Source organism: Paraburkholderia tuberum STM678 (assembly GCF_902833905.1).
GTDB classification, from domain to species: Bacteria; Pseudomonadota; Gammaproteobacteria; order Burkholderiales; family Burkholderiaceae; genus Paraburkholderia; species Paraburkholderia tuberum.
In genome coordinates this window covers 250,413-270,601 of record NZ_CADFGP010000001.1, presented here as the reverse complement: position 1 = coordinate 270,601, position 20,189 = coordinate 250,413, and the positions used below count along the sequence as shown (strand labels likewise).

Sequence of the window (20,189 nt, the reverse complement as noted above, 5' to 3'; positions counted from 1 at the left end):
TGTACGTCATGCTAGGTTGCTGCAATTCACGCTGCCGCATCTGGCATCTATTTTTCGCAACGCTGCGCGCGATCAAAGAAAACGGGGTGGGTTGCTCTGGACTCATCGTACGCATACGCCTTTCCCCTGGAGGAATTCAAGAGCCATGGCTTCAATGATCCAGCGGACGACCCTGTTCGCCTGCCTGCGCGCGACTTCCGTCGCGGCTTGCCTGTCCATCGCCGCCCTTGGTGCCCATGCCGCGGATCTCGTGATCGCAGGCCGGGACGACATCTACGGCCGCGGACTCGCGCAGGCGGTGGACGGCTACAAGAAACAGCACCCGGGCGTCGATATCGAGTTGCTGAAGCTGCCGAACAACGACCTGTATCAGAAACTGAAGCTGTCATTACGCGAAAACACGCGCGCCTATGACCTGGTGATGATGGACGACACCTGGTCCCCCGAATTCATCGCCAACGGATGGCTTCAGCCGCTGCCCGCCACGCTCGCGGATGCCGATATGGTGACGTCCACGATCTCCCTCGGACGCACGTCGACGGGAACCTTGTACGCGATGCCGATCGTCGGCAATGTCGAGATGTTCGCCTATCGCAAGGATCTGCTCGCGAGTCGCGGCCTGCAGCCGCCGCGCAGTTGGGACGACGTGCTGAAGATCGCGCAGACCATCGGCACTGCCGACAAGGACGTCTCGGGTGTCGTGTTTCGCGGCGTGAAGGGTAACCCCATCGTCACCGGTTTTCTGCCGATCCTGTGGGCCTATGGCGGAGATGTCGTCGACACCAACGGCAAGGTCACGATCGATTCGCCCGAAGCGCTGGCCGCGCTGAAGATGCTGCTCGCCCTGAAGAAGTGGGCGCCGAAGGACGTCGACGTATATGGCGCCGGTGAAGTGCGAGACGCCCTGCAAGACGGCACGGCCGCGCAGGCCATCGAAGTGTGGCCCGCATGGCTGCCCGCGCTCGACGATCCGGCGAAGTCGCGCGTCGTCGGCCAGGTCGCGCTGCAACCGCCGCCCGGTCAGGTCAAGGGGCCGGCGCCGATGCTCGGCATCTGGCAAATGGGTATTGCGAAAGATGCGGCACATGCGAAAGTGGCGGCGGATTTCCTCGCCTATCTGACTTCGTCGGCCACGCAAACACAACTGGCCGTGCTCGGCATTCCGCCGACGCGCAAGAGCGTCTTCGTCAATCCGACGCTCGTCAAGCAGTATCGCTGGTACCCGGACCAGCTGAAGGCGCTCGAAGCGGGCCGTGCGCGGCCTCGCGTGAAAGACTGGCAGCAGATCGAGGCGATTCTCGGCGACGCGTTGCAACTCGCGCTGACGGGGCAGGCCGCGCCCGACGCAGCCTTGCATCAGGCGGCGCAGAAGATCGCCCAGGCCAACGCCGCATTGCAGTGAAAGCGGCGGTGACAGCGCAGACAAGCGTGGGAAAGAGTCGATGAGCGGATTGCGACGTTATCTGCCGCTGATCGTCCTGATGAGCCCAGCCGCGCTCGTGCTCGGCGTGCTGGCGCTCTACCCGATGGCGCGCGTGCTGATCGATTCGTTTTTCTCGGTGAATTACGCGTCGGGGCATCGCTCGTTCATCGGGCTCGCCAACTATCGATCGGTCATTGCGGACGGCGAGTTCGGCACGAGTTTCGTCAATACGATCCAGTTCATGAGCGTGGCCTCGCTCGCTGAAGTCCTGTTCGGCCTCGCGCTCGCGCTGCTGTTCGTGCGCGCGTTTCCGGGCCGGCGCATCGCCTTGCCGCTCGCCGTGCTGCCGATGATGCTCTCCACGCTCGTGTGCTCCGCCATCTGGCGCAATTGGCTCAATTACCGCGGCTTCCTGAATGCGCTGCTCACGGCGGCAGGTCTGCCGGCGGTGCCCTGGTTATCCGATCCGCACCTCGCGCTCTGGTCGCTGATGTTGGTCGATGTCTGGCAATGGACGCCGATGGCATTCCTGATCATTCTCGCGGGGCTGCAGTCGATTCCGCCGGAAATCGCCGAGGCGGCCCGCATCGACGGCGCGAACGAATGGCAGTGCCTGCGATACATCACGCTGCCGCTCGTTGCACCCCACGTCGCCCTCGCGATGCTGCTGCGCTCGATCGACACCTTCAAGCTGTTCGACAAGGTGTACGCATTGACGGGCGGCGGTCCGGGCAATGCCACGCAAACGCTGTCGACGTACATCTACGACACGGGTTTCCGGTTCTTCAACGTAGGACCCGCCAGCGCGGCTTCGGTACTGATGCTGCTCACGTGCGCGGTGCTGGTCTCGGGATACATATGGAAATCGGCCGTCAAGCGCGACCGTTGATGCCTCTCGCACGCTTGCAGGGTTTCGCGCGACGCTCGTCCGCTGCCGCGGTGCGAGGGCTGTTGCGGATCGCTGCGCTGGCGGTGTTGCTGCTGCCGTGCATATGGATGGCTGGCGCGGCCTTCACGCCGACGCTGGAACGCCTCGCCCATCCGCTCGCGTTGTGGCCTTCGGCGCCCACGTTCGAGCATTTCGCGGCGGTGTGGGAAAGCGGCATGGCCCAGTCGGTGCTGAACTCCGTGTGGGTCGCGCCAGGCGCCACGTTGCTCGCGCTCGCGCTGGCTTTTCCGGCCGCTTATGGCCTCGCGCGGCTTGCATTTCCCGCGCGCCTCGATCTGCTGTTCCTGCTGCTCGTGCTGGCACTGAAGCTGATGCCGCCGATTACGGTGGCCGTACCGCTGTTTTCGCTGGCCAAGTGGCTCCATCTGCTCGATTCGCTGTTTGGGCTGATACTCGCCTATCAGCTGTACGCGCTGCCGATGGCGATCTGGATGTTGCTGCCGTTCGTGCGCGACGTGCCGATCGAATTCGAGGAGGCCGCGGCGCTCGACGGCGCGAACCTCGCGCAGCGCATCGTCTTCATCGTCGTGCCGCTGTGCGCGCCAGGTCTCGTTGCCACCGCCATCTTCGTGTTCATCATCGCGTGGAACGAGTTTCTGCTGGCGCTGTTGTTCGTCTCGTCGCCGAGTCATTTCACGCTGCCGCTCGCCATGGCGGGTTATGTGACCGAGAACGGCATCGACTGGGGTGAACTGATGAGCGCGGGGCTGATTTCGTCGGTGCCGACGCTTCTGCTCGCGGGCTATGTGCAGCGCTATCTGCTGCAGGGCTTTTCGGGCGGGTTGAAGTAGGGGCTCCGACTTCACGCCGCCGCTGCAGCAGACGCTTTGCTTATCCAGAGGTTCTCTTGCGCCCTGCCCTGACTGATCACACCGTTTCGCCGGCTGACTGGATGTCGGCCATCGATGGCAGCCGCTTGCTGTCCGCACTGACCTTGCCGGGCAGCCATGACACCTGCGCCTACACGGTCGATGACCGGCTCGCGCGCACGCAGCATGCCACGCTCGACGATCAGTTGCACCATGGCGTGCGGGTCCTCGACATCCGCTGCCGCCATGTGCGTGATCGCTTCGCGATTCATCATGGCGGCATCTCGCTGGATCTGACTTTCGACGATGTGGTGCGGACATGCGCGCAGTTTCTCGCGCTTCACTGCGGCGAATGTATCGTCATGTCCGTCAAGGACGAATGGCCGGCGCGCGACTGCGCCCGCGCATTTGCCGCGACCTTCGAATGGTATGTGGAAAGACATGCGGATGTGCGCTGGCACCTTGCTTCCGGGCGGCCGCGGCTGGAGGCAGCACGCGGGAGCATCGTGCTACTGCGGCGCTTCGCGAGTGAAGCGCCGCTCGGCATCGACCTGACAGTTTGGCCCGAGAACGCGACGTTCGATATCGACGTCGCGCCGGCGCCATTCACCATTCAGGACGAGTTTCGCGTGCCGGTGCCGACATCGATCGCTTACAAATGGCGCGCCATCGATTCACTGTTGAACCTCGCCCCCGCTCTGTGTGACGAGCGGTGGGTCATCAACTTTTGCAGCGGCACGGGGATGGCGGCGGCGCCGGTCGTCGTGGCGTGTGGCGATACACGGCATCGCGGCATTCACGAGCAACTTGCGGAGCGACTCGCGGCTCGTCCGGAACCACGCGGCACGCTGATGCTCGATTTTTGCGACTGGCAGGACTGGCGCCTCGTTGATGCGTTGATCGACTGCAACTGGAGCCGATAAGGTTTTGCTGCGGGTATGACGTTGCCCGCGAACGTCAGCGTGGTTCCTTGTTTGCCTGAGGCTGCCGCGGTGGCGGCTTCGATTCTTGTCCGCGTTGCGCCGGTTCACGCGTACAGGCGTCCGGCGGCGTGACATAAGGAACGTCGTCGCGACAACACGCATAGATCGGAAACCCATACGCGTTCGTGCCGACGATGGTCGTTGGCCCGTGCAGCGGGCACACCGGCTTCATGGCGCCCCCTTGAAACTCATCGATCAATCGCTTCCATCTTACGCTCGCGTGCGAACGGTGTTCTATGTGCGCCTGCGTTGCCCTTCGAAACCCGGTCCCGTTCACCGCTGCCGACACGCATTCGCTATGCGTGCCGCGCCGCAGCGTTCGTCATTCTCTACAGCACGCGCCGCGGACGAGCGACGCTCCCTGGGCAGCCGCCCCCTCGTGCAGCGAGCCGGCCGGGCCCAGGCAGGAGTGTCTGACAGGGTCGGCTGAATTGTCATTTTGTTGCATAACATGCAATGATGCATCCGGGTGGTGCTTTCTGCAGTGTCCCTGTCATTTCGGCCATTTTCGTGACATTGTTGGGGTGCTCTGCGAAGCAATCGGAGAGCGCACTCATCATCGCTGGCCATTCGCGTCCTTCGTTCGGACGTTCAAACGTCGACTTAGCGCGACTACGCCCCTGACAGCCGACCTTTTGGATAGGGTATTCACCTAGCCTTTCTTCTCAAAAATTTAACATTTCGAAGTTAGAATTAACCTTCTAAAATCGATTGTTATGTCATTTCATGACAGTTGAAGTAGAGGGCGAAGCATCCGGTCAGTGGCACGGCAGGATTGACGAGGGTTATGGCCAACCGATCGGCCGCGACCCGATTATGGACACCGTGTCGTCATTCGACTGTTGAATACCGACGATCAGAAGTGCGATCCGGGCCGAACTGGTTTTGTGGTGTTTATTTAGTCTTACTTATAACACTTTTGCTCCGGAATCCTCTCCGACCGACATTCAGCACATTCATTGCGCATGTCGTCTCCGGGGCAAGCGGGTTCGAAATCAATTCAGGGAGAAGCAATGAAAGACCTTTCGTCCGAAGTTTTGCTGAAATTCTGCCGAACGAATGCGTCGATTTTTCTTTCGCTCGCCAGCGAAGCGTTTGAAGGGCACAGAAACTCGCCGCCCTGAACCGGCAGGCGAGAAACACCATTCGGGGCATCTGGAATCTTTGAGCAGTGCGCCGGCGCGGCATATCGCCGCGAGCTGACGCACCCGGCTCCATTCGCGCAATACCACAAGCCTATAAAAACCCGCGCAGTTCAATCAATGCCGCAGCCGTTCCTCCCTCGACGCTGGAGGCGCCAGCGCATTGTGGCAAAGCGATGGCGGGTATGCGAGACGGCCATTGGGTATTCACGATCCTCGCAGACATTACGATCACGGATGGAAAGGATGACGAAACGAATCGTAGTAGTAACGGGCGGCATGGGCGGCCTGGGAGAAGCGATCAGTACGAAACTGCACGACGCAGGGTATGCGGTGGTAGTCACGCACTCGCCGAACAACACCGGTGCGGACAAATGGCTGGCTGACATGGAAACTCAGGGCCGGAGCTTCCGCGCTTACCCGGTCGATGTGGCCGACTACGACTCATGCCAGCGTTGCGCGGACAAGGTTCGGGCGGAGGTCGGCCCGGTCGACATCCTGATCAACAACGCGGGGATCACCCAGGACATGACCCTCAGGAAGATGGACAAGGTGAACTGGGATGCGGTCATTCGCACGAACCTCGATTCGGTCTTCAACATGACCAAGCCGCTGTGCGAAGAGATGGTCGCACGAGGCTGGGGGCGCATCGTCAATATTTCGTCCGTCAACGGTTCAAAAGGCTCGGTCGGCCAGACCAACTACGCCGCGGCCAAGGCCGGCATGCACGGCTTCACCAAGTCGCTGGCACTGGAAGTGGCGCGCAAAGGGGTCACCGTCAACACGATTTCGCCGGGCTACCTGGCCACCAGGATGGTCACCGCGATTCCGCAGGAGATTCTCGATACGAAGGTCCTGCCGCATATCCCGATGGGCCGTCTCGGCAAGCCCGAGGAAGTCGCGGCGCTCGTGCTCTATCTCTGCTCGGATGATGCCGGCTTCGTGACCGGCTCCAACATCGCGATCAACGGTGGCCAGCACATGCAGTAACGCGACACACCGCGCCGGTATGCGCCGGAACATCGGACGAAGCGGCGTGAACCATTCACGCAACACCCCTGTGCTTCCATGAGAGGAACGTGTCATGAGTGAGACCTGGATGGGCCTGATCATTGGGGGCTCGGCCCTCAGCATCGCAATGCTGATGGTGATTGATCACTATCGCCGTGAGCGCAGACGGGCACGACTGCTACGACATCTGGATCATCATGAGTGGTGGCATCAACCGCGCGGGCGAATGTAGATGCATCGTCCGTGCCAATAACAAATCAGATACATCGAGAGGGCTGAAGAATGACACCGGAAACCCCCGGACAACTAAAGGCCACAGGCCATCAGATTACGGTTCGTGCGAGGCGCGGCTGCATGCGGGTCGCCGCAGTGTGGCAGGTATTGATGCCGGTCGCGGATGCCATCGAGGACGTACGGATTACGAGCAACCGTAAACGTGACGTCGAAGACATGACGATCGCGTTTGCCGACAGGCTCTCCGGATCGCTGCACACCGTTCTCAGGCAGTTCGAGACGATGCCGTGGGTGGCCGCCGCGGAGCTTTGCTGAACACCGGGGCCGTGCCGCTAGCAATGGGTCGCGTCGCCACGCGACCCCGCGCGCGTCATGCTACCTGGCCCGTCAGGTAGCTGGCGGGCGCGCGCCCCGCATGGGTTGTTTGGCACGAACCGGCCAATTGAAGCCGGACGTATACGACCGGACCCGGCCGGTCACCACCTGAGAGAAGTGGATGAAAACAACAATCAAGAAAGGGCCCCCGGACAGGGAGAGCCCCTATACACCCCTGACCGCTGGAGATGCGATTTCCCATCTCGAACGGATCCTGTCCTCCGATGGCGCGGATTCGTTGTTCAGCCGGACCTACTGGCGCGCGCGTGTTCAGCAGGTGAGCGCTACTCAAGGACTGACTCCGCAGCAGCAGGCAAGGCTCGTGAAGTTGCTCGAGTCGCTCCCGCCCCCGGTCCCGAGCGAAGAATCGTGCTAGTCACTTTTCGACCTCGCTACATCGTGGAGATTCGGGCGCAACTCGATTGGCAGGCGGCTGCCGGCTCGGACAGCCAATCGCCAGGCCGCGGTCGCACGCCGTCCGCGATGGATCAGAGCTGATCGTCGACATCCAGCAGCCGATCCTCCACCTGCAGGTCTTCGGCGCACTCTCCTCGCAAGGGCAACTCACCGCCTTCCGGTCGGGGTCGATCGCGGACCATTTGGCAGAGGCGTTCGCGCACGAGGATACGTTGTGCCGTGTCCATCTGCGCGTAACGCTGAATCTGCGAATCCGAAAAGTGGAGTGTGAGCACGCATCGCGCATCCAGCGTCGTGTCGCCATGTGACTCGACGACCCAGGAGGCCTGGATGAAGAACGTCCGGCCGTCGTCGTAGCTGCTGATCGCGGGCGCCTTCGGCGACTCGAATAGCGTGGAAAGAGCCAGTTCGATTTCTTCGACGCGCTGGTTCAGATCGATGTCTTTCATTGAAAGTCCTCCTTGTGGTCGAGGGCCCGGTTGCGTGGCCTCGGGCATTGTCGTGACCGCGGGTTCGCTCGACGCTGCGCCCGAGTCGCCCGCTGGCACGACGGCGCTCGCGTGTCAGCACTATGCGTGCCGGCTTTGCGCCTGGCCCCGCCGAATTGATGAATCGATGAATACGCGAGCAAGAACTGTGTCCGGCTGCCGCTGGCCGCCCAATGAAGAGGCAGCGCGCTTCGGCTGAAGCCGTCGAAATCGCTGGCGCGTCCCGAAGTGGGTGCGCGGCTCGTGAAGCAAAGCGCGGACTACGACCGTGCCAGCGCGCGCTGGCCGGCATCGGCTGGGTGCCGCAGGAACGCAAGTCGCTGACGGTCGAAGAGAACCTGACGGCGATCGCCGTGTCCGGTCCGTGGGATCTGGCTCGCATCTACCGGATGTTCCCGCGCCTGCAGGAGCGCCGCGCCGATATGGGCAACCAGCTCTCCGGCGGCGAGCAGCAGATGTTGGCCATCGGCCGCGCGCTGATGCTCAATCCCAAGGTGCTGCTGCTCGACGAACTGCTCGAGGGCCTCGCGCCGATTATCGTGCAGGACTTGATGCGCATCCTCTCGGAGATCATCCGCGAAGGCCTCTCAGTGATTCTGGTCGAGCAGAACGCGCGCAAGGCGCTGGGCATCACGCACAACGCCGTGGTGCTCGAGCGCGAATCGGTCGTTCATTCGAGTACGGCGGCCGAGTTGCTGGCCCAGGATCACAAGATCGATACCTTGCTGGCCGGGAAAACCAGCGTGCACGCCGGAGCACTCTCCCGTCAACCGGGCTACGCCGCGAAAGTCGCAACCGCCCTGTTGAACGCATCCGGTCTCGCGACATTCATCCCATGCGACGCACCGTCGATCGTTTCGCGTTCGGCAAACTCGATCCACTGTTCGAGCTTGTCGACAGTATTGCGGAACATACGGGGACTTTTCTGGCCGTCGATCAACAACGTACGGCACTTGATATCGCGCGCGGCTTCCGGCGTATAGGCGGGAAGCGGATCGAGCAACTGCTTTGGCAGCGTGAGCGCGTTGTCGAGCGCCATGCGACGAAAGCTCTCCGGGCTTTTGTTCCAGAACCCCGGCATGCTCACCGAGTCGACGAACATCGACAAGCCGGCGTCGAACTCGCCCCGCTCGATCAGTTCCGCGACCCGTGCGCGCAACACGTTGGTCGCCGGCGGCATGAACGCGGGCTGCCCCCTCGGTTCGGTTTGCAGCGGGCCGCCGGGATCGGCTAGCGTCAGCGTTTTCACGAGGCGCGGAAATTCGCGCGCGAGATGGAAAGCCACGCACCCACCCCGCGAGTGACCGACCAGATGAACGGGAGCAAGGTCGAGCGCCGTGATGAATCCGGCAATTTCCTCGACGTGCGCCTCCCAACTGAAGTCGCTGTGTCCAAATGCATCGATCTCGGGCCAGTAATGGCTCAAGCTCGGCGCGAAGCAGCGAAACCCGCCCGACAGGGAGGCCATCTGGGCGTCCCAATAGCGATAGTCGCAAAGCGAGCCGTGCACGAACACCATCGGCTCGCCGCGCCCGGACTCGACATACGGTATCGCAAGACTCGATGCGGTGGTCACAAACGATGGCGCGGACGCGCCAACGGCCGAGGCCAGAATCGATGGGCTGATACGTGCATTCATCACAGGGCTCCTTTGTCGCCACTATCGAGGGTGTGCTCGCAAAAGAAAATCGCATAATATTGATGGAATCGATCTACTTTTCTGATATCAACCATCATGGCAACGGAAATGAAAGCGCTCGATCTGGACGTGCTGTCCATGATCATCGCGGTCGCGGACGCCGGCACGATCAGTCGCGCGGCGCAGGTCGTGCATCGTTCGCAATCGGCGGTGAGCATGCAGATCAAGACGCTCGAGACGGCGCTCGGCAAGGCGCTTTTCATGCGCAAGCCTCGCAGCGTGGTGCCGACGCAGGACGGCGAAATGCTGTTGACCTACGCGCGGCGGATGATCGCCCTGCGCGACGAAGCGTGGGCAGCGGTGGTACGGCCCGACGTGACCGGACGCGTGGTGATCGGCGTGCCTGACGACTATGCGACGTCACTGTTCCCGCCGATCCTCAAGAAATTTTCGGCGACCTATCCGAAGGTGGAGATTCAGGTAGTGGGCCTGCCAAGCGTCGCTCTCGAGCCCATGTTGAAAGACGGCACGGTCGATCTCGTCTGCGCCACGCGCGTGAAAGGATTGCACGGCGAGTTCCTGCGTCACGAACCGATGGTCTGGGCCGCCGCGCCAGGCGCGACCGAGATCTGGCGTGAAAGGCCCTTGCCGATCGCCGTGTTTTTGCCCGGCAGCGTCGCGCGGGAGAAAGCCATCCGGAGCCTGGAGCGCGCGCGCATCACGTATCGAACCTCGTATGAAAGTCCGAGTCTGCTGGGTCTGCTGACGATGGCCGAGGCCGGACTCGCGGTGACTCCTTTGGCCAAGTGCGCGGTACCGGCTCACTTCTCGCTGCTGGGAACCGCGAATGGCCTGCCGGAAATCGGCACGCTTGAAGTCGTGCTGGCGCGAAGTGCCGCTTCGAAACGGCCCGTGTGCGATTTTCTCGCGGAACGCATTCTCGCCGACCTGAAGAATTAACCCGCAGATCGACCGTTGCGTATCACGCCGCGACGGACAGTTCCGACGGAGCGTACTTCGAGGTCGCGAGCGCCTCGGCGGGAACGGCAACGTGCGCGCGCCGCACCAGCGCGCCGCCGCGAAACAGTCCGCTCGGGCGCTCTCGTGCGCCGCAAAGACGTGGCGGTGCCAACGACCTCAGGACGACTCCCCCTCCTGGACCCCGCGCGACGCGCACATCCGCCACGAAGCCTTCGGCACGGCAGCGGTTTGCGCAACGTCGCGCCACCAGCGTTCGCCGCGATGCACCGCGGTCAGATCGAGCCGCTCGCCCATGCGCGGTGTCGACAGCGCGACGCCGCGCGCGAGCGCCAGCCCCGTCACCCTTTCGAACGGCTCCTGCCAGCGATGCATCGCGAGGTCGAAGGTGCCGTTATGGATCGGCACGAGCCAGCGGCCGCGCAGGTCGATATGCGCCTGCACGGTTTCTTCGGGCTGCATATGGACGTATGGCCACATCGCGTCGTACGCGCCGGTTTCGATCAACGTGACGTCGAATGGTCCGAGGCGCTCGCCGATCGCGCTGAAACCCTTGAAGTAACCGGTGTCGCCGCTGAAAAACACGCGCACATCGTGATCGACGATCACCCACGACGCCCACAACGTCCGGTTGCCGTCGAACAGGCTGCGCCCGGAGAAGTGCTGCGCGGGCGTCGCGGTGAACTCGATACCCTCGACCTCCGTGCCCTGCCACCAGTCGAATTGCCGGACCTTTGCCGCGTCGATACCCCATTCGATGAGCCGGTCGCCGACCCCAAGCGGCGTCAAAAACACCTCGGTACGCTGCGCCAGTATCAGCACGGTTTCGCGGTCGAGATGGTCGTAGTGATCGTGCGACAGGATCACGCCGTGCAGCGGCGGCAAATCGTCGAGTGAGATCGGCGGCGCATGAAAGCGCTTCGGACCGAGATTGCGGAACGGAGACGCCCGCTCGGCGAACACGGGATCGGTCAGCCAGAACTTGCCGCGCAACTTCAGCAGCATCGTCGAATGACCGAGCCGGTACAGGCTGCGGTCGGGCGCCGCGTCGAGTTGCGCGCGCGTCAGCCTTTCGACCGGCAACGCGTCGGCCGGCACGGTGCCGCGCGGCTTGTTGAACAGCACCGTCCACGCGAGGCCGAGCGTTTTGCGCAGGCTTTCCGCCGGACGCGGCTTGACGTTGCGAAAGCGCTCGCCGTCATGCTGCGGCGACAGGCTGAACCTCGCGCGGCTGCGCTGTGCGGCGTTCACGCCGAGCATTCGGCGGACAAAGGCGGGAAGCGACGTCATGAAGTTGACCTTCCGAAGAAAATGTACACTCGGCAGTGTAGATTATCTTAAAGAAAAGTAAACTGCTCAGTGTAAAATCGTTGGATGGAATCCTGTGCCCGCCCCCAACGTCTGACTGACCGAAAGCGCGTCGCGATCGTCGCTGCCGCCATCAAGGAATTCCTCGCGGCCGGCTACGACGCTACCAGCATGGACCGTATCGCCGCCCGCGCGAATGTCTCGAAGCGCACGGTCTATAACCATTTCCCGAGCAAGGAAGCACTTTTCGCGGCGATTCTCCATCAACTGTGGGATGCGAGCCATGACGGCGATGCACCCTCTTATCGTGCTGACCAACCGTTGCGCGCGCAGTTGCTCGATCTGCTGGAGCGCAAGCTGCGGCTGCTTCACGACGAGTCCTTTTTGTCGCTTGCACGGGTGGCGATCGCGGCTGGCATCCATTCGCCGGAGCGCGCGCGGGACATGGTCGCTCGCATGGGCGAACGCGAGGAAGATCTGACGGCGTGGGTCCGGGCGGCCGCCGCGGACGGCCGCATCAAGACCGATGACCCCGTCTTCGCGGCACTGCAGTTGCAGGGGCTCGTGAAGGCTTTTGCCTTCTGGCCGCAAGTGGCGATGGGGCAAGTGCCGCTCGATGCCAAGGAGCAGAAGCGCATCGCGGAAGCGGCGGCGGATATGTTTCTCGCGCGGTATGCGTGAGTCGGTTCGTCGGGTTGGGGCGTCAGGTCGATCGCGTCCCGACGAGCGTACGCGTAGCAATCGCTGTGGCTTTACCCGACAGGGCAAGAAGTTCTCTGCTCGAAGGCGGAGGTGCACGCAGCAACCTTCCGGGAAGCGGCGCCGCAAGAGCGAACTCTTTCTTTTTTCGCAAACGTTTGCCCCCAGGTATCAAGTCTCGGCATCCCAAGCCGAAAACGCGTACATCGCTACGAAACTTTGGAGACCCCGACGTGACGCGCGCTGTGCTCTTACTTGCCGTAATGTTTGTAACAGGCTGCGCACAACTGCAGCAGCCCAATACGGCTCAAGCCGAGAAACCTGCGGTGTCGGACGTGATCATGAAGTTCGACATTCCCGCCGATGCACTCGGCGCGCGCGATCCGCAACTGACTACGGTGCTCGCCAAGGCAGGTGCGCTCGCCGCCGCGCAGAAGCAGCCCACTGTGATCCGCGTAACGGCGCTGGGCCAGGACTTCAAGTACATCAACCAGGCGATCTGGCGGGGCGTGCCGCAGCAGGGGCTCAAACCCACGCTCGAAAACCTGACGAGCGGCACGAACCAGACGTACAGCGTCTCGATCCAGCCGCTACGTGCGGGGAGCTGACACGATGCGCCTGATTGCTTTCGCCGCGGCATCGCTATGCTTAAGTCCGGCCGCATGGGCGGGCCAGCCCGCTGCCAGCGCGCCTGCGACTGCGGCCGGCACTGCCACCGCTGCCACCACAGCCTCTGCGGACAAGGTCTACCCGCCGCTGCCCACGCTCTCCATGCTGCCGCCCTCCACCGGCGACGACGACGATCTTCCCGCGCCGCGCTCGACGTCGCACAACAAGAAAAAGACGCACCAGCACGATTGCCGCTGCGCGATGCCCACGCCGCGCCTCGTCGTCTCCGATGCGTCGCGCACCTATCTCAAGGACATCGAGCGGCAGCTCGATTCCGCGCTGGCGCAGTAAAGCAGGACCTGGAGCCCCGACTCATGGACCAGCACAAGACCAACGCCTTCCGCCCTTTGCGGTCGTGGGCCCTATGCACCTGGGCGGCGCTGCTGGCGCTCGGCAGTTCGACCGCGCAAGCCGCCCCGTCCGCCGACGATTGCTTCGACAAGGCCGGCGCTTACCAGGGCGTCAATCCGCACGTGCTGCGCGCCGTGGCATGGCGCGAATCGAAAGGCGACGCGAGCGCCATCAACCGCAACGCCAACGGTTCGATCGACGTGGGGCAATTGCAGATCAATTCGATCCACTTTCCTGAACTCGAGAGCCGGGGCATTCCGCACCGCGCGCTCACGGACCCGTGCGTGAATATCTTCGTGGCCGCGTGGCTGCTCAAGCAGAAGATGGTGCGATACGGCAACACATGGCGCGCAATCGGAGCGTATCACTCGGAATCGCCGCACGAGCGCGACGCCTACGCGCGCAGCATCCAGGCGATTCTCGTGAGCTGGGGGCTGTTGCAGCCGGAGCGGTAAGGTTCAGGCGCAGGCCTGTCGGGGCAAAGCCGCCACGCCCGACCTGACGAAGCAGGCAAACGCAACCCACTCCGCTAACTGCTCGTCGATGCAAGCTCCATTCGCTTGCGCTGCAGGAACCGGCGCACGGCCGGATCACGCTCAAGGCCGATTGCCAGATCGTACGCGTCGAGTGCTTGCGCAGTCGCGCCGGCACGCGCGAGCAGATTGGCGCGTGCGGCCCAGTAGGGCTGGTAGTCGGCCAGCCGCGGGTCGTCCGCATACGGCGCAAGCGCGTCGAGCGCCGCCTGCGGGCCGTCGCGTTCGGCCACGGCAAGCGCACGGTTCACGGCGACCACCGGCGACGCTGCAATGGCGAAGAGCCCATCGTAGAGCTGCACGATTTCGTCCCAGTTCGGGCGACGCGTCCGGCAGCGATCCACATGCGCCGACTGCAGCGCGGCCTCGAGCTGAAAGCGCCCGATTGCGTTGAGCGCGTTCGCGCGCCGGAGCAGTGCGTTCGCCGCGTCGATCATCGGCGCGTTCCACGTTGCAGGGTCCTGGGCCGACAGCGGCACGTAGTCGCCAGCCGCATCGCGTCGCGCATCACGCCGCGCCTGTGCAAACAGCATCAGCGCGAGCAGGCCCAACGTCTCGGGTTCGTCAGGGAGCAACTCGACAAGCAGTTGCGCGAGATACAGCGCCTCGTCCGCGAGGTCGCGCCGCTCGGTATCGCCGCCGACCGGGTCCGTCCAACCTTCCGCATACGCCGCATAGACCGCTTCGAGCACCGCGTCGAGCCGGCCGGGCAGCTCCTCGCGCTCGGGCACGCTGAACGGAATGCCCGCTTCGCGGATCTTGGTCTTCGCCCGCACGAGACGTTTGCTCATCGCGGCGGGCGACATCAGGAACGCCGACGCAATCGTCTTCGCTTCCAGCCCCAACACCACTTGCAGCATCAGCGGCGTCCGAATCGCGGCCTCGAGCGCAGGGTGCGTGCACGCGAACAGCAGCGCAAGCCGCCGGTCGGGCAACGCGCCTGCCTCACTCTCGTCGATCTCGTCGGCGAGGATCATCAACTGGTTCGCCACGTCGTCGCCAACCTGGCGATGACGCGCGCCGTCGATCGCCCGGCGGCGCGCGACCGTCATCAGCCACGCTTCAGGACTCGCGGGACAGCCTTGCTCCGGCCAGTCCGCGAGCGCGGCCGCGAATGCGTCGGCGAGCGCGTCCTCGGCTGCGGCGACGTCGCGCGTGCGCATCGCCAGCAGCGCGACGAGCTTGCCGTAGCTGCGGCGAGCGACCGCCTCGGCAATCGAACGCGCGGCGCCGTCATCGCCCAGGGCGCCGCCGGACGCACTCATGCAGTGGGTGCCTCGTAAGGGGCGGTCCAGACCGGGCGCACCTCCATGACGCCGTGCGCCGCGCCGGGACAACGCGACGCCCACGACATCGCCGCGTCGAGGTTCGGCACGTCGATCAGGTAGTAGCCGGCGAGTTGCTCCTTCGAATCGGAATACGGTCCATCGAGCACCTGCGGCTTGCCGTCGACGAGCCGCACCGTGGTGGCCGTGTTCGTGTGCTGCAGCCGGTTGGCCCCCACCAGAGCCCCCGCTTTCTTCAACGATTCGGTGTACGCGTGATAGGCGGCAACGCCTTGCTGCCGCTCGCTGTCGGTCATCTTGTTCCAGCCGTTTTCTTCCGAGTAGATCATCAACAGGTATTCCATTTGAGCCTCCGTCATGGGGTTGAGGCGGATGAATTGCATCGGCCGCCATCACAATGACGCGCGGGCCGCATGCTGACGGACAGGGGCGTCAAAAAAATCGCGGACGACCACCTGGGACCCACGCCGCGTTGGAAACAGACGCCTGGATCGCAGCCCGTTCGACCGTGTTTCGCCAAGCATTGTCGGACGGGTCAAGTGCCTTGTCGACCGGGGATTGGCTGCGGCGCGGTAAGGCCGGACCGCGATCCCTGTTCGGCATGATCCGGTGTCGGCGGAACACTCGCTAGGTCCTGACCGGGACAAAGGCCGGACCGGGATCAGACGTCAAAATTTCCGAAACGAAATCGATAAATACGCGAGTCTTGGTCGGCAATCGTCGGCCGGCAGGATGAACGGCGTGGATGGGCATCGGCGCCGGCGCGAAATCCGGCAACAGGCTGACGACCGCACCGCTCGCGATCTCCGGCGCAAAGAGCCACGCCGGCGCTTGAACCAGTCCCATATGGGCGAAGGTCGAAGCCCTCCTCGACCAGATTGATGGTTCGCTCCGTGGCCGACAGGTCCACGGACACGTTCGGATACCTGGCGAAAAATGCCGGCAGGCGCGGCACCACATACAGCCGGCCAAAAACCGGCGCCACGGTGACCCGGACCATCCCCGCCAGCGAAACCTGACCGCACCCGACGGACGATTCGAGCTCCGTGAAATCTCCAATGATGCGCAAACCCGCTTCATAGACCGATTGTCCCGTCTCGGTCGCTACGCGGCTGCCGCTGCCCAGCGGGGAAACACGGTGCAGTTGGAAATCTACGAGGGACTCCATCACGCGTTCCAGCGCTCGACCGACGAGCTTGCAAGCGCCCGATACGCGTTGGACCAGGTCGCGGGGTTTGTCTTGCGATGCGGATCGGCTATCGCCAGGCCCTGAGATTCCGCTGCGATCCCGGCGAGGCTGCCGCGCGCGGACCTCGACTCGAACGCCGCAAAAAAAAGGCGCCGCAGGCATTCAGCCCACGGCGCCATTTCGTGGCGCTACGACGCGAACCACACGCCGTAGTCCGACAGCACACTTACATCGTCACGGCGTCGGCGACTTCCTTGAAGTCCTCGATCTGGTCGAAGTTCATGTATTGATAGATCTTGTCGCCGTTGGCGTTGAGCACGCTCATGTCGGCCATGTACTCTTCCTTGGTCGGGATCTTGCCGAGGCGCGAGCAGATCGCCGCCAGTTCCGCCGAGCCGAGGTACACGTTCGTGTTCTTGCCGAGACGGTTCGGGAAGTTACGGGTCGACGTCGACATGACCGTCGCGCCTTCGCGCACCTGTGCCTGATTGCCCATGCACAGCGAGCAGCCCGGCATTTCGGTACGCGCACCAGCCGTGCCGAAGACGCCGTAATGGCCTTCCTCGGTCAGTTGCTTCTGGTCCATCTTGGTCGGCGGGGCCACCCACAGCTTGACCGGGATGTCGCGCTTACCTTCCAGCAGCTTCGACGCGGCGCGGAAGTGACCGATGTTGGTCATGCACGAGCCGATGAACACTTCGTCGATCTTCGCGCCGGCTACGTCGGACAGCGTCTTCACGTCGTCCGGATCGTTCGGGCAGGCCACGATCGGCTCGTGGATGTCGGCGAGATCGATCTCGATGACGGCTGCGTATTCGGCGTCGGCATCCGGCGACAGCAGTTGCGGGTCGGCCAGCCACTGCTCCATCGCCTTGATGCGGCGCTGCAGGCTGCGCGGATCCTGGTAGCCCTGGGCGATCATCCACTTCAGCAGCGTGACGTTGCTGTTCAGGTATTCGATGATCGGTGCCTTGTTCAGGTGCACCGTGCAACCGGCGGCCGAGCGCTCGGCGGAAGCATCCGACAGTTCGAACGCTTGCTCGACCTTCAGATCGGGCAGGCCTTCGATTTCGAGAATGCGGCCGGAGAAGATGTTCTTCTTGCCTTGCTTGGCAACCGTCAGCGTGCCTTGCTTGATCGCGTACAGCGGGATTGCGTTGACGAGGTCACGCAGGGTCACGCCCGGCTGCATCTTGCCCTTGAAGCGGACCAGCACCGATTCCGGCATGTCCAGCGGCATCGTGCCGGTGGCGGCCGCGAAGGCGACCAGACCCGAACCGGCCGGGAAGCTGATGCCGATCGGGAAGCGCGTGTGCGAGTCGCCGCCGGTGCCCACGGTGTCGGGCAACAGCATGCGGTTCAGCCACGAGTGGATCACGCCGTCGCCCGGGCGCAGCGCGATGCCGCCACGGTTGCTGATGAAGTTCGGCAGCGTCTGGTGGGTCTTGACGTCCACCGGCTTCGGATAAGCGGCGGTGTGGCAGAACGACTGCATGACGAGATCGGCCGAGAAGCCGAGGCACGCCAGGTCCTTCAGTTCGTCGCGGGTCATCGGGCCCGTGGTGTCCTGCGAGCCGACCGAGGTCATCTTCGGTTCGCAGTACGTGCCCGGACGGACGCCCTGGCCTTCCGGCAAACCGCAAGCGCGGCCGACCATCTTCTGCGCCAGCGAGAAGCCCTTGCCGCTATTGGCGGGCTGCTGCGGCAGGCGGAACAGCGTCGACGGGGCGAGGCCCAGCGCTTCGCGTGCCTTGGCGGTCAGGCCGCGGCCGATGATCAGCGGAATGCGGCCGCCGGCGCGCACTTCATCGAACAGCACGTCGGACTTGACCTGGAACTCGGCGATCACTGCGCCGTTCTTCAGGGCTTTGCCTTCGTACGGGCGCAGTTCGACCACGTCGCCCATTTCCATCTGCGACACGTCGAGTTCGATCGGCAGAGCGCCGGCGTCTTCCATCGTGTTGTAAAAGATCGGGGCGATCTTGCCGCCGAGGCACACGCCGCCGAAGCGCTTGTTCGGGATGAACGGGATGTCTTCGCCCGTGAACCACAGCACCGAGTTGGTGGCCGACTTGCGCGAGGAGCCGGTGCCGACCACGTCGCCCACGTACGCGACCAGGTGGCCCTTTTCCTTCAGCGACTCGATGAACTTGACCGGGCCGCGCTTGCCGTCCTCTTCCGGGGTGATACCGGGACGCGCGTTCTTCAGCATTGCCAGTGCGTGCAGCGGGATGTCCGGACGGGTGGTCGCATCCGGGGCCGGCGACAGGTCGTCGGTATTGGTTTCGCCCGTCACCTTGAAGACGGTGATGGTCAGGCTTTGCGGCACTTCCGGACGGCTCGTGAACCATTCGGCGTCGGCCCAGCTCTGCATCACGGCCTTCGCATTGGCGTTGCCCTTGTCGGCCAGTTCCTTGACGTCGTGGAACTGGTCGAACATCAGCAGGGTTTTCTTCAGCGCGTCGGCGGCCACGGTGCCCACTTCGGCGTCGGACAGCAGTTCGATCAGCGGCTGGATGTTGTAGCCGCCCAGCATCGTGCCGAGCAGTTCCGTCGCACGGGCGCGCGAGATCAGCGCGCAGGCGGTCTGGCCGTTGGCCACGGCGGCGAGGAAGCCTGCCTTCACGCGGGCGGCTTCGTCCACACCGGCGGGCACGCGGTTGGTGATCAGGTCGAGCAGCGTCTGCTCTTCGCCAGCGGGCGGGTTCGTCAGGAGTTCAACCAGCTCGGCGGTCTGCTGAGCCGTCAGCGGCAGGGGAGGAATGCCGAGCGCGGCGCGTGCGGCCACGTGAGCACGAAAATTTTCAAGCATGGGGGACCTGCTGGTATTTGCGTTTCAGGGAAAGGCTTTTAAGGCACTCCAAGCTGTGCCGGGCACTGCTTCGATCGCGATTTTAATTGCAATACCCATGCAAGGTCAAATGTCTTATGTCTTATATAAGAGTTGCGCCCCTCCCGCACCGCAAAAGCACCGACTGTGTAAGCCGCTTCAATCATTCGCAGTGCCCCGAACACTTTGATTCCTGCCCGCTTAACGGCTACAACAGAGGATGTCCGGCGATGTTCTTCCCGGCCGGATCCAACCGGCAGCGGAGGCGTGAATGAGCTATCAACTGATGGGCAGCATCCTCGAAGTGTGTGAATGCAAGGTGCTGTGTCCGTGCTGGATCGGAGAAGATCCCGATAACGGCATTTGCCGCAGCGCGCTTGCATACCACTACGAGCAAGGCATGATCGACGGCGTCGATGTATCGGGCCTGACGATCGCGTTCGCGGCGTTCATTCCCGGCAACGTGCTCAAAGGCGGCTGGCGCGTCGCGATGTTCGTCGACGAGCGCGCGAGCGACGCGCAATTCGACGCCCTGGTTAGCGTGCACCGTGGCGAGCGCGGTGGCCCCATCGCGGATCTCGTGCAGTTGATCGGCGAAGTCGTGTCCGTGGAACGCGCGCCGATCGAATACGCGGTCGTCGACGGCAAGGGCAGGATGAAAGTCGGCGAAGCCATCGAGGCCGAGTTGGAGCCCTATCGCGGCCCGACCGGCGAGCCGACCAAACTGGTCGAAAGCATCTTTTCGACGATACCCGGCTCCCCTGCTTTCGTCGGCAAGGCGAACGCATTCCGCCTGCGGCACGAAAAGCTCGATCTCGACCTCGCCTTGACCGGACATAACGCCATTCAGGGATCGTTCAGCTTCGCGTCGTGAAG

20 protein-coding genes and 2 pseudogenes are annotated in these 20,189 nt (G+C 63.4%); 14 read left to right on the top strand and 8 right to left on the bottom strand.

Features of this window, described 5'->3' with window-relative positions:
• Positions 1-145 precede the first annotated feature (145 nt).
• The 7 genes from HWY30_RS01255 (at position 146) to HWY30_RS41350 (ending at position 7,302) form a co-directional block, all read left to right on the top strand.
• Positions 146-1,402 (top strand): ABC transporter substrate-binding protein, encoded by a 1,257-nt coding sequence (locus HWY30_RS01255; protein WP_090810931.1) that lies wholly within the window; start codon positions 146-148, stop codon positions 1,400-1,402.
• A 40-nt stretch (positions 1,403-1,442) separates the two neighbouring features.
• Positions 1,443-2,312, top strand: a complete 870-nt coding sequence (locus HWY30_RS01250; protein ID WP_090810929.1) for a carbohydrate ABC transporter permease — start codon at positions 1,443-1,445, stop codon at positions 2,310-2,312.
• Complete coding sequence (locus HWY30_RS01245; RefSeq protein WP_090810927.1) at positions 2,312-3,163, top strand: carbohydrate ABC transporter permease; 852 nt, start codon at positions 2,312-2,314, stop codon at positions 3,161-3,163. The genes HWY30_RS01250 and HWY30_RS01245 overlap by 1 nt, the downstream gene beginning before the upstream one ends.
• 56 nt (positions 3,164-3,219) lie before the next feature.
• Entirely contained in the window at positions 3,220-4,104 is an 885-nt protein-coding gene (locus HWY30_RS01240; RefSeq protein WP_425199348.1) for a phosphatidylinositol-specific phospholipase C, read from the top strand.
• Between the two features lie 1,448 nt (positions 4,105-5,552).
• The gene (gene phbB / locus HWY30_RS01235) at positions 5,553-6,296 is read left to right on the top strand and encodes an acetoacetyl-CoA reductase (RefSeq protein WP_090811854.1); all 744 of its coding nucleotides are present in this window, start codon (positions 5,553-5,555) and stop codon (positions 6,294-6,296) included.
• Positions 6,297-6,671: 375 nt separating this feature from the next.
• On the top strand, positions 6,672-6,866 hold the full coding sequence (locus HWY30_RS01230; RefSeq protein WP_244144728.1) for a hypothetical protein: 195 nt from the start codon (positions 6,672-6,674) through the stop codon (positions 6,864-6,866).
• 181 nt (positions 6,867-7,047) lie between these two features.
• A complete protein-coding gene (locus HWY30_RS41350; protein WP_090810919.1) occupies positions 7,048-7,302 on the top strand; it encodes a hypothetical protein in 255 nt (84 codons plus the stop codon).
• Between the two features lie 112 nt (positions 7,303-7,414).
• Here the strand turns inward: HWY30_RS41350 and HWY30_RS01225 are convergent, their stop codons facing one another.
• Complete coding sequence (locus HWY30_RS01225) at positions 7,415-7,792, bottom strand: DUF3022 domain-containing protein (protein WP_090810917.1); 378 nt, start codon at positions 7,790-7,792, stop codon at positions 7,415-7,417.
• A 302-nt stretch (positions 7,793-8,094) separates the two neighbouring features.
• Here HWY30_RS01225 and HWY30_RS01220 point away from each other — a divergent pair.
• Positions 8,095-8,562 (top strand): annotated as a pseudogene (locus tag HWY30_RS01220) (ATP-binding cassette domain-containing protein); the annotation flags it as partial.
• 44 nt (positions 8,563-8,606) lie between these two features.
• On the opposite strand, the gene HWY30_RS01215 reads toward HWY30_RS01220, so the two are convergent.
• Complete coding sequence (locus HWY30_RS01215; protein WP_090810915.1) at positions 8,607-9,470, bottom strand: alpha/beta fold hydrolase; 864 nt, start codon at positions 9,468-9,470, stop codon at positions 8,607-8,609.
• A 108-nt stretch (positions 9,471-9,578) separates the two neighbouring features.
• Here HWY30_RS01215 and HWY30_RS01210 point away from each other — a divergent pair, with 108 nt between their 5' ends.
• On the top strand, positions 9,579-10,430 hold the full coding sequence (locus tag HWY30_RS01210) for a LysR substrate-binding domain-containing protein (protein WP_176078828.1): 852 nt from the start codon (positions 9,579-9,581) through the stop codon (positions 10,428-10,430).
• 177 nt (positions 10,431-10,607) lie between these two features.
• On the opposite strand, the gene HWY30_RS01205 is transcribed toward HWY30_RS01210, so the two are convergent.
• On the bottom strand, positions 10,608-11,738 hold the full coding sequence (locus tag HWY30_RS01205; protein WP_090810911.1) for an MBL fold metallo-hydrolase: 1,131 nt from the start codon (positions 11,736-11,738) through the stop codon (positions 10,608-10,610).
• Positions 11,739-11,822: 84 nt separating this feature from the next.
• Here HWY30_RS01205 and HWY30_RS01200 point away from each other — a divergent pair, with 84 nt between their 5' ends.
• From HWY30_RS01200 to HWY30_RS01185, 4 genes are all read left to right on the top strand, one after another.
• Positions 11,823-12,437 (top strand): TetR/AcrR family transcriptional regulator, encoded by a 615-nt coding sequence (locus tag HWY30_RS01200; RefSeq protein WP_090810909.1) that lies wholly within the window; start codon positions 11,823-11,825, stop codon positions 12,435-12,437.
• 251 nt (positions 12,438-12,688) lie between these two features.
• Complete coding sequence (locus HWY30_RS01195) at positions 12,689-13,063, top strand: hypothetical protein (protein ID WP_090810907.1); 375 nt, start codon at positions 12,689-12,691, stop codon at positions 13,061-13,063.
• A 4-nt stretch (positions 13,064-13,067) separates the two neighbouring features.
• Complete coding sequence (locus tag HWY30_RS01190; RefSeq protein WP_090810905.1) at positions 13,068-13,415, top strand: hypothetical protein; 348 nt, start codon at positions 13,068-13,070, stop codon at positions 13,413-13,415.
• A 23-nt stretch (positions 13,416-13,438) separates the two neighbouring features.
• Entirely contained in the window at positions 13,439-13,930 is a 492-nt protein-coding gene (locus HWY30_RS01185) for a lytic transglycosylase domain-containing protein (protein ID WP_090810903.1), read from the top strand.
• Positions 13,931-14,004: 74 nt separating this feature from the next.
• Here HWY30_RS01185 and HWY30_RS01180 read toward each other — a convergent pair whose 3' ends face one another.
• The 5 genes and pseudogenes from HWY30_RS01180 to acnB all read right to left on the bottom strand — a co-directional run bounded on the left by HWY30_RS01180 (position 14,005) and on the right by acnB (position 19,295).
• Positions 14,005-15,273, bottom strand: coding sequence for an RNA polymerase sigma factor (locus tag HWY30_RS01180; RefSeq protein ID WP_090810901.1), 1,269 nt, complete (start codon positions 15,271-15,273; stop codon positions 14,005-14,007).
• Entirely contained in the window at positions 15,270-15,638 is a 369-nt protein-coding gene (locus tag HWY30_RS01175; RefSeq protein ID WP_018422516.1) for a YciI family protein, read from the bottom strand. The genes HWY30_RS01180 and HWY30_RS01175 overlap by 4 nt, the downstream gene beginning before the upstream one ends.
• Before the next feature lie 283 nt (positions 15,639-15,921).
• Positions 15,922-16,140, bottom strand: a complete 219-nt coding sequence (locus HWY30_RS41345; RefSeq protein WP_244144727.1) for a LysR substrate-binding domain-containing protein — start codon at positions 16,138-16,140, stop codon at positions 15,922-15,924.
• 67 nt (positions 16,141-16,207) lie between these two features.
• Positions 16,208-16,294: pseudogene (locus tag HWY30_RS41340) on the bottom strand (LysR family transcriptional regulator); the annotation flags it as partial.
• Positions 16,295-16,709: 415 nt separating this feature from the next.
• Positions 16,710-19,295, bottom strand: coding sequence for a bifunctional aconitate hydratase 2/2-methylisocitrate dehydratase (acnB, locus tag HWY30_RS01165; protein ID WP_090810900.1), 2,586 nt, complete (start codon positions 19,293-19,295; stop codon positions 16,710-16,712).
• A 289-nt stretch (positions 19,296-19,584) separates the two neighbouring features.
• On the opposite strand from acnB, the gene HWY30_RS01160 reads away from it, so the two are divergent.
• On the top strand, positions 19,585-20,187 hold the full coding sequence (locus tag HWY30_RS01160; RefSeq protein WP_090810898.1) for a DUF1326 domain-containing protein: 603 nt from the start codon (positions 19,585-19,587) through the stop codon (positions 20,185-20,187).
• Positions 20,188-20,189: the final 2 nt, after the last annotated feature.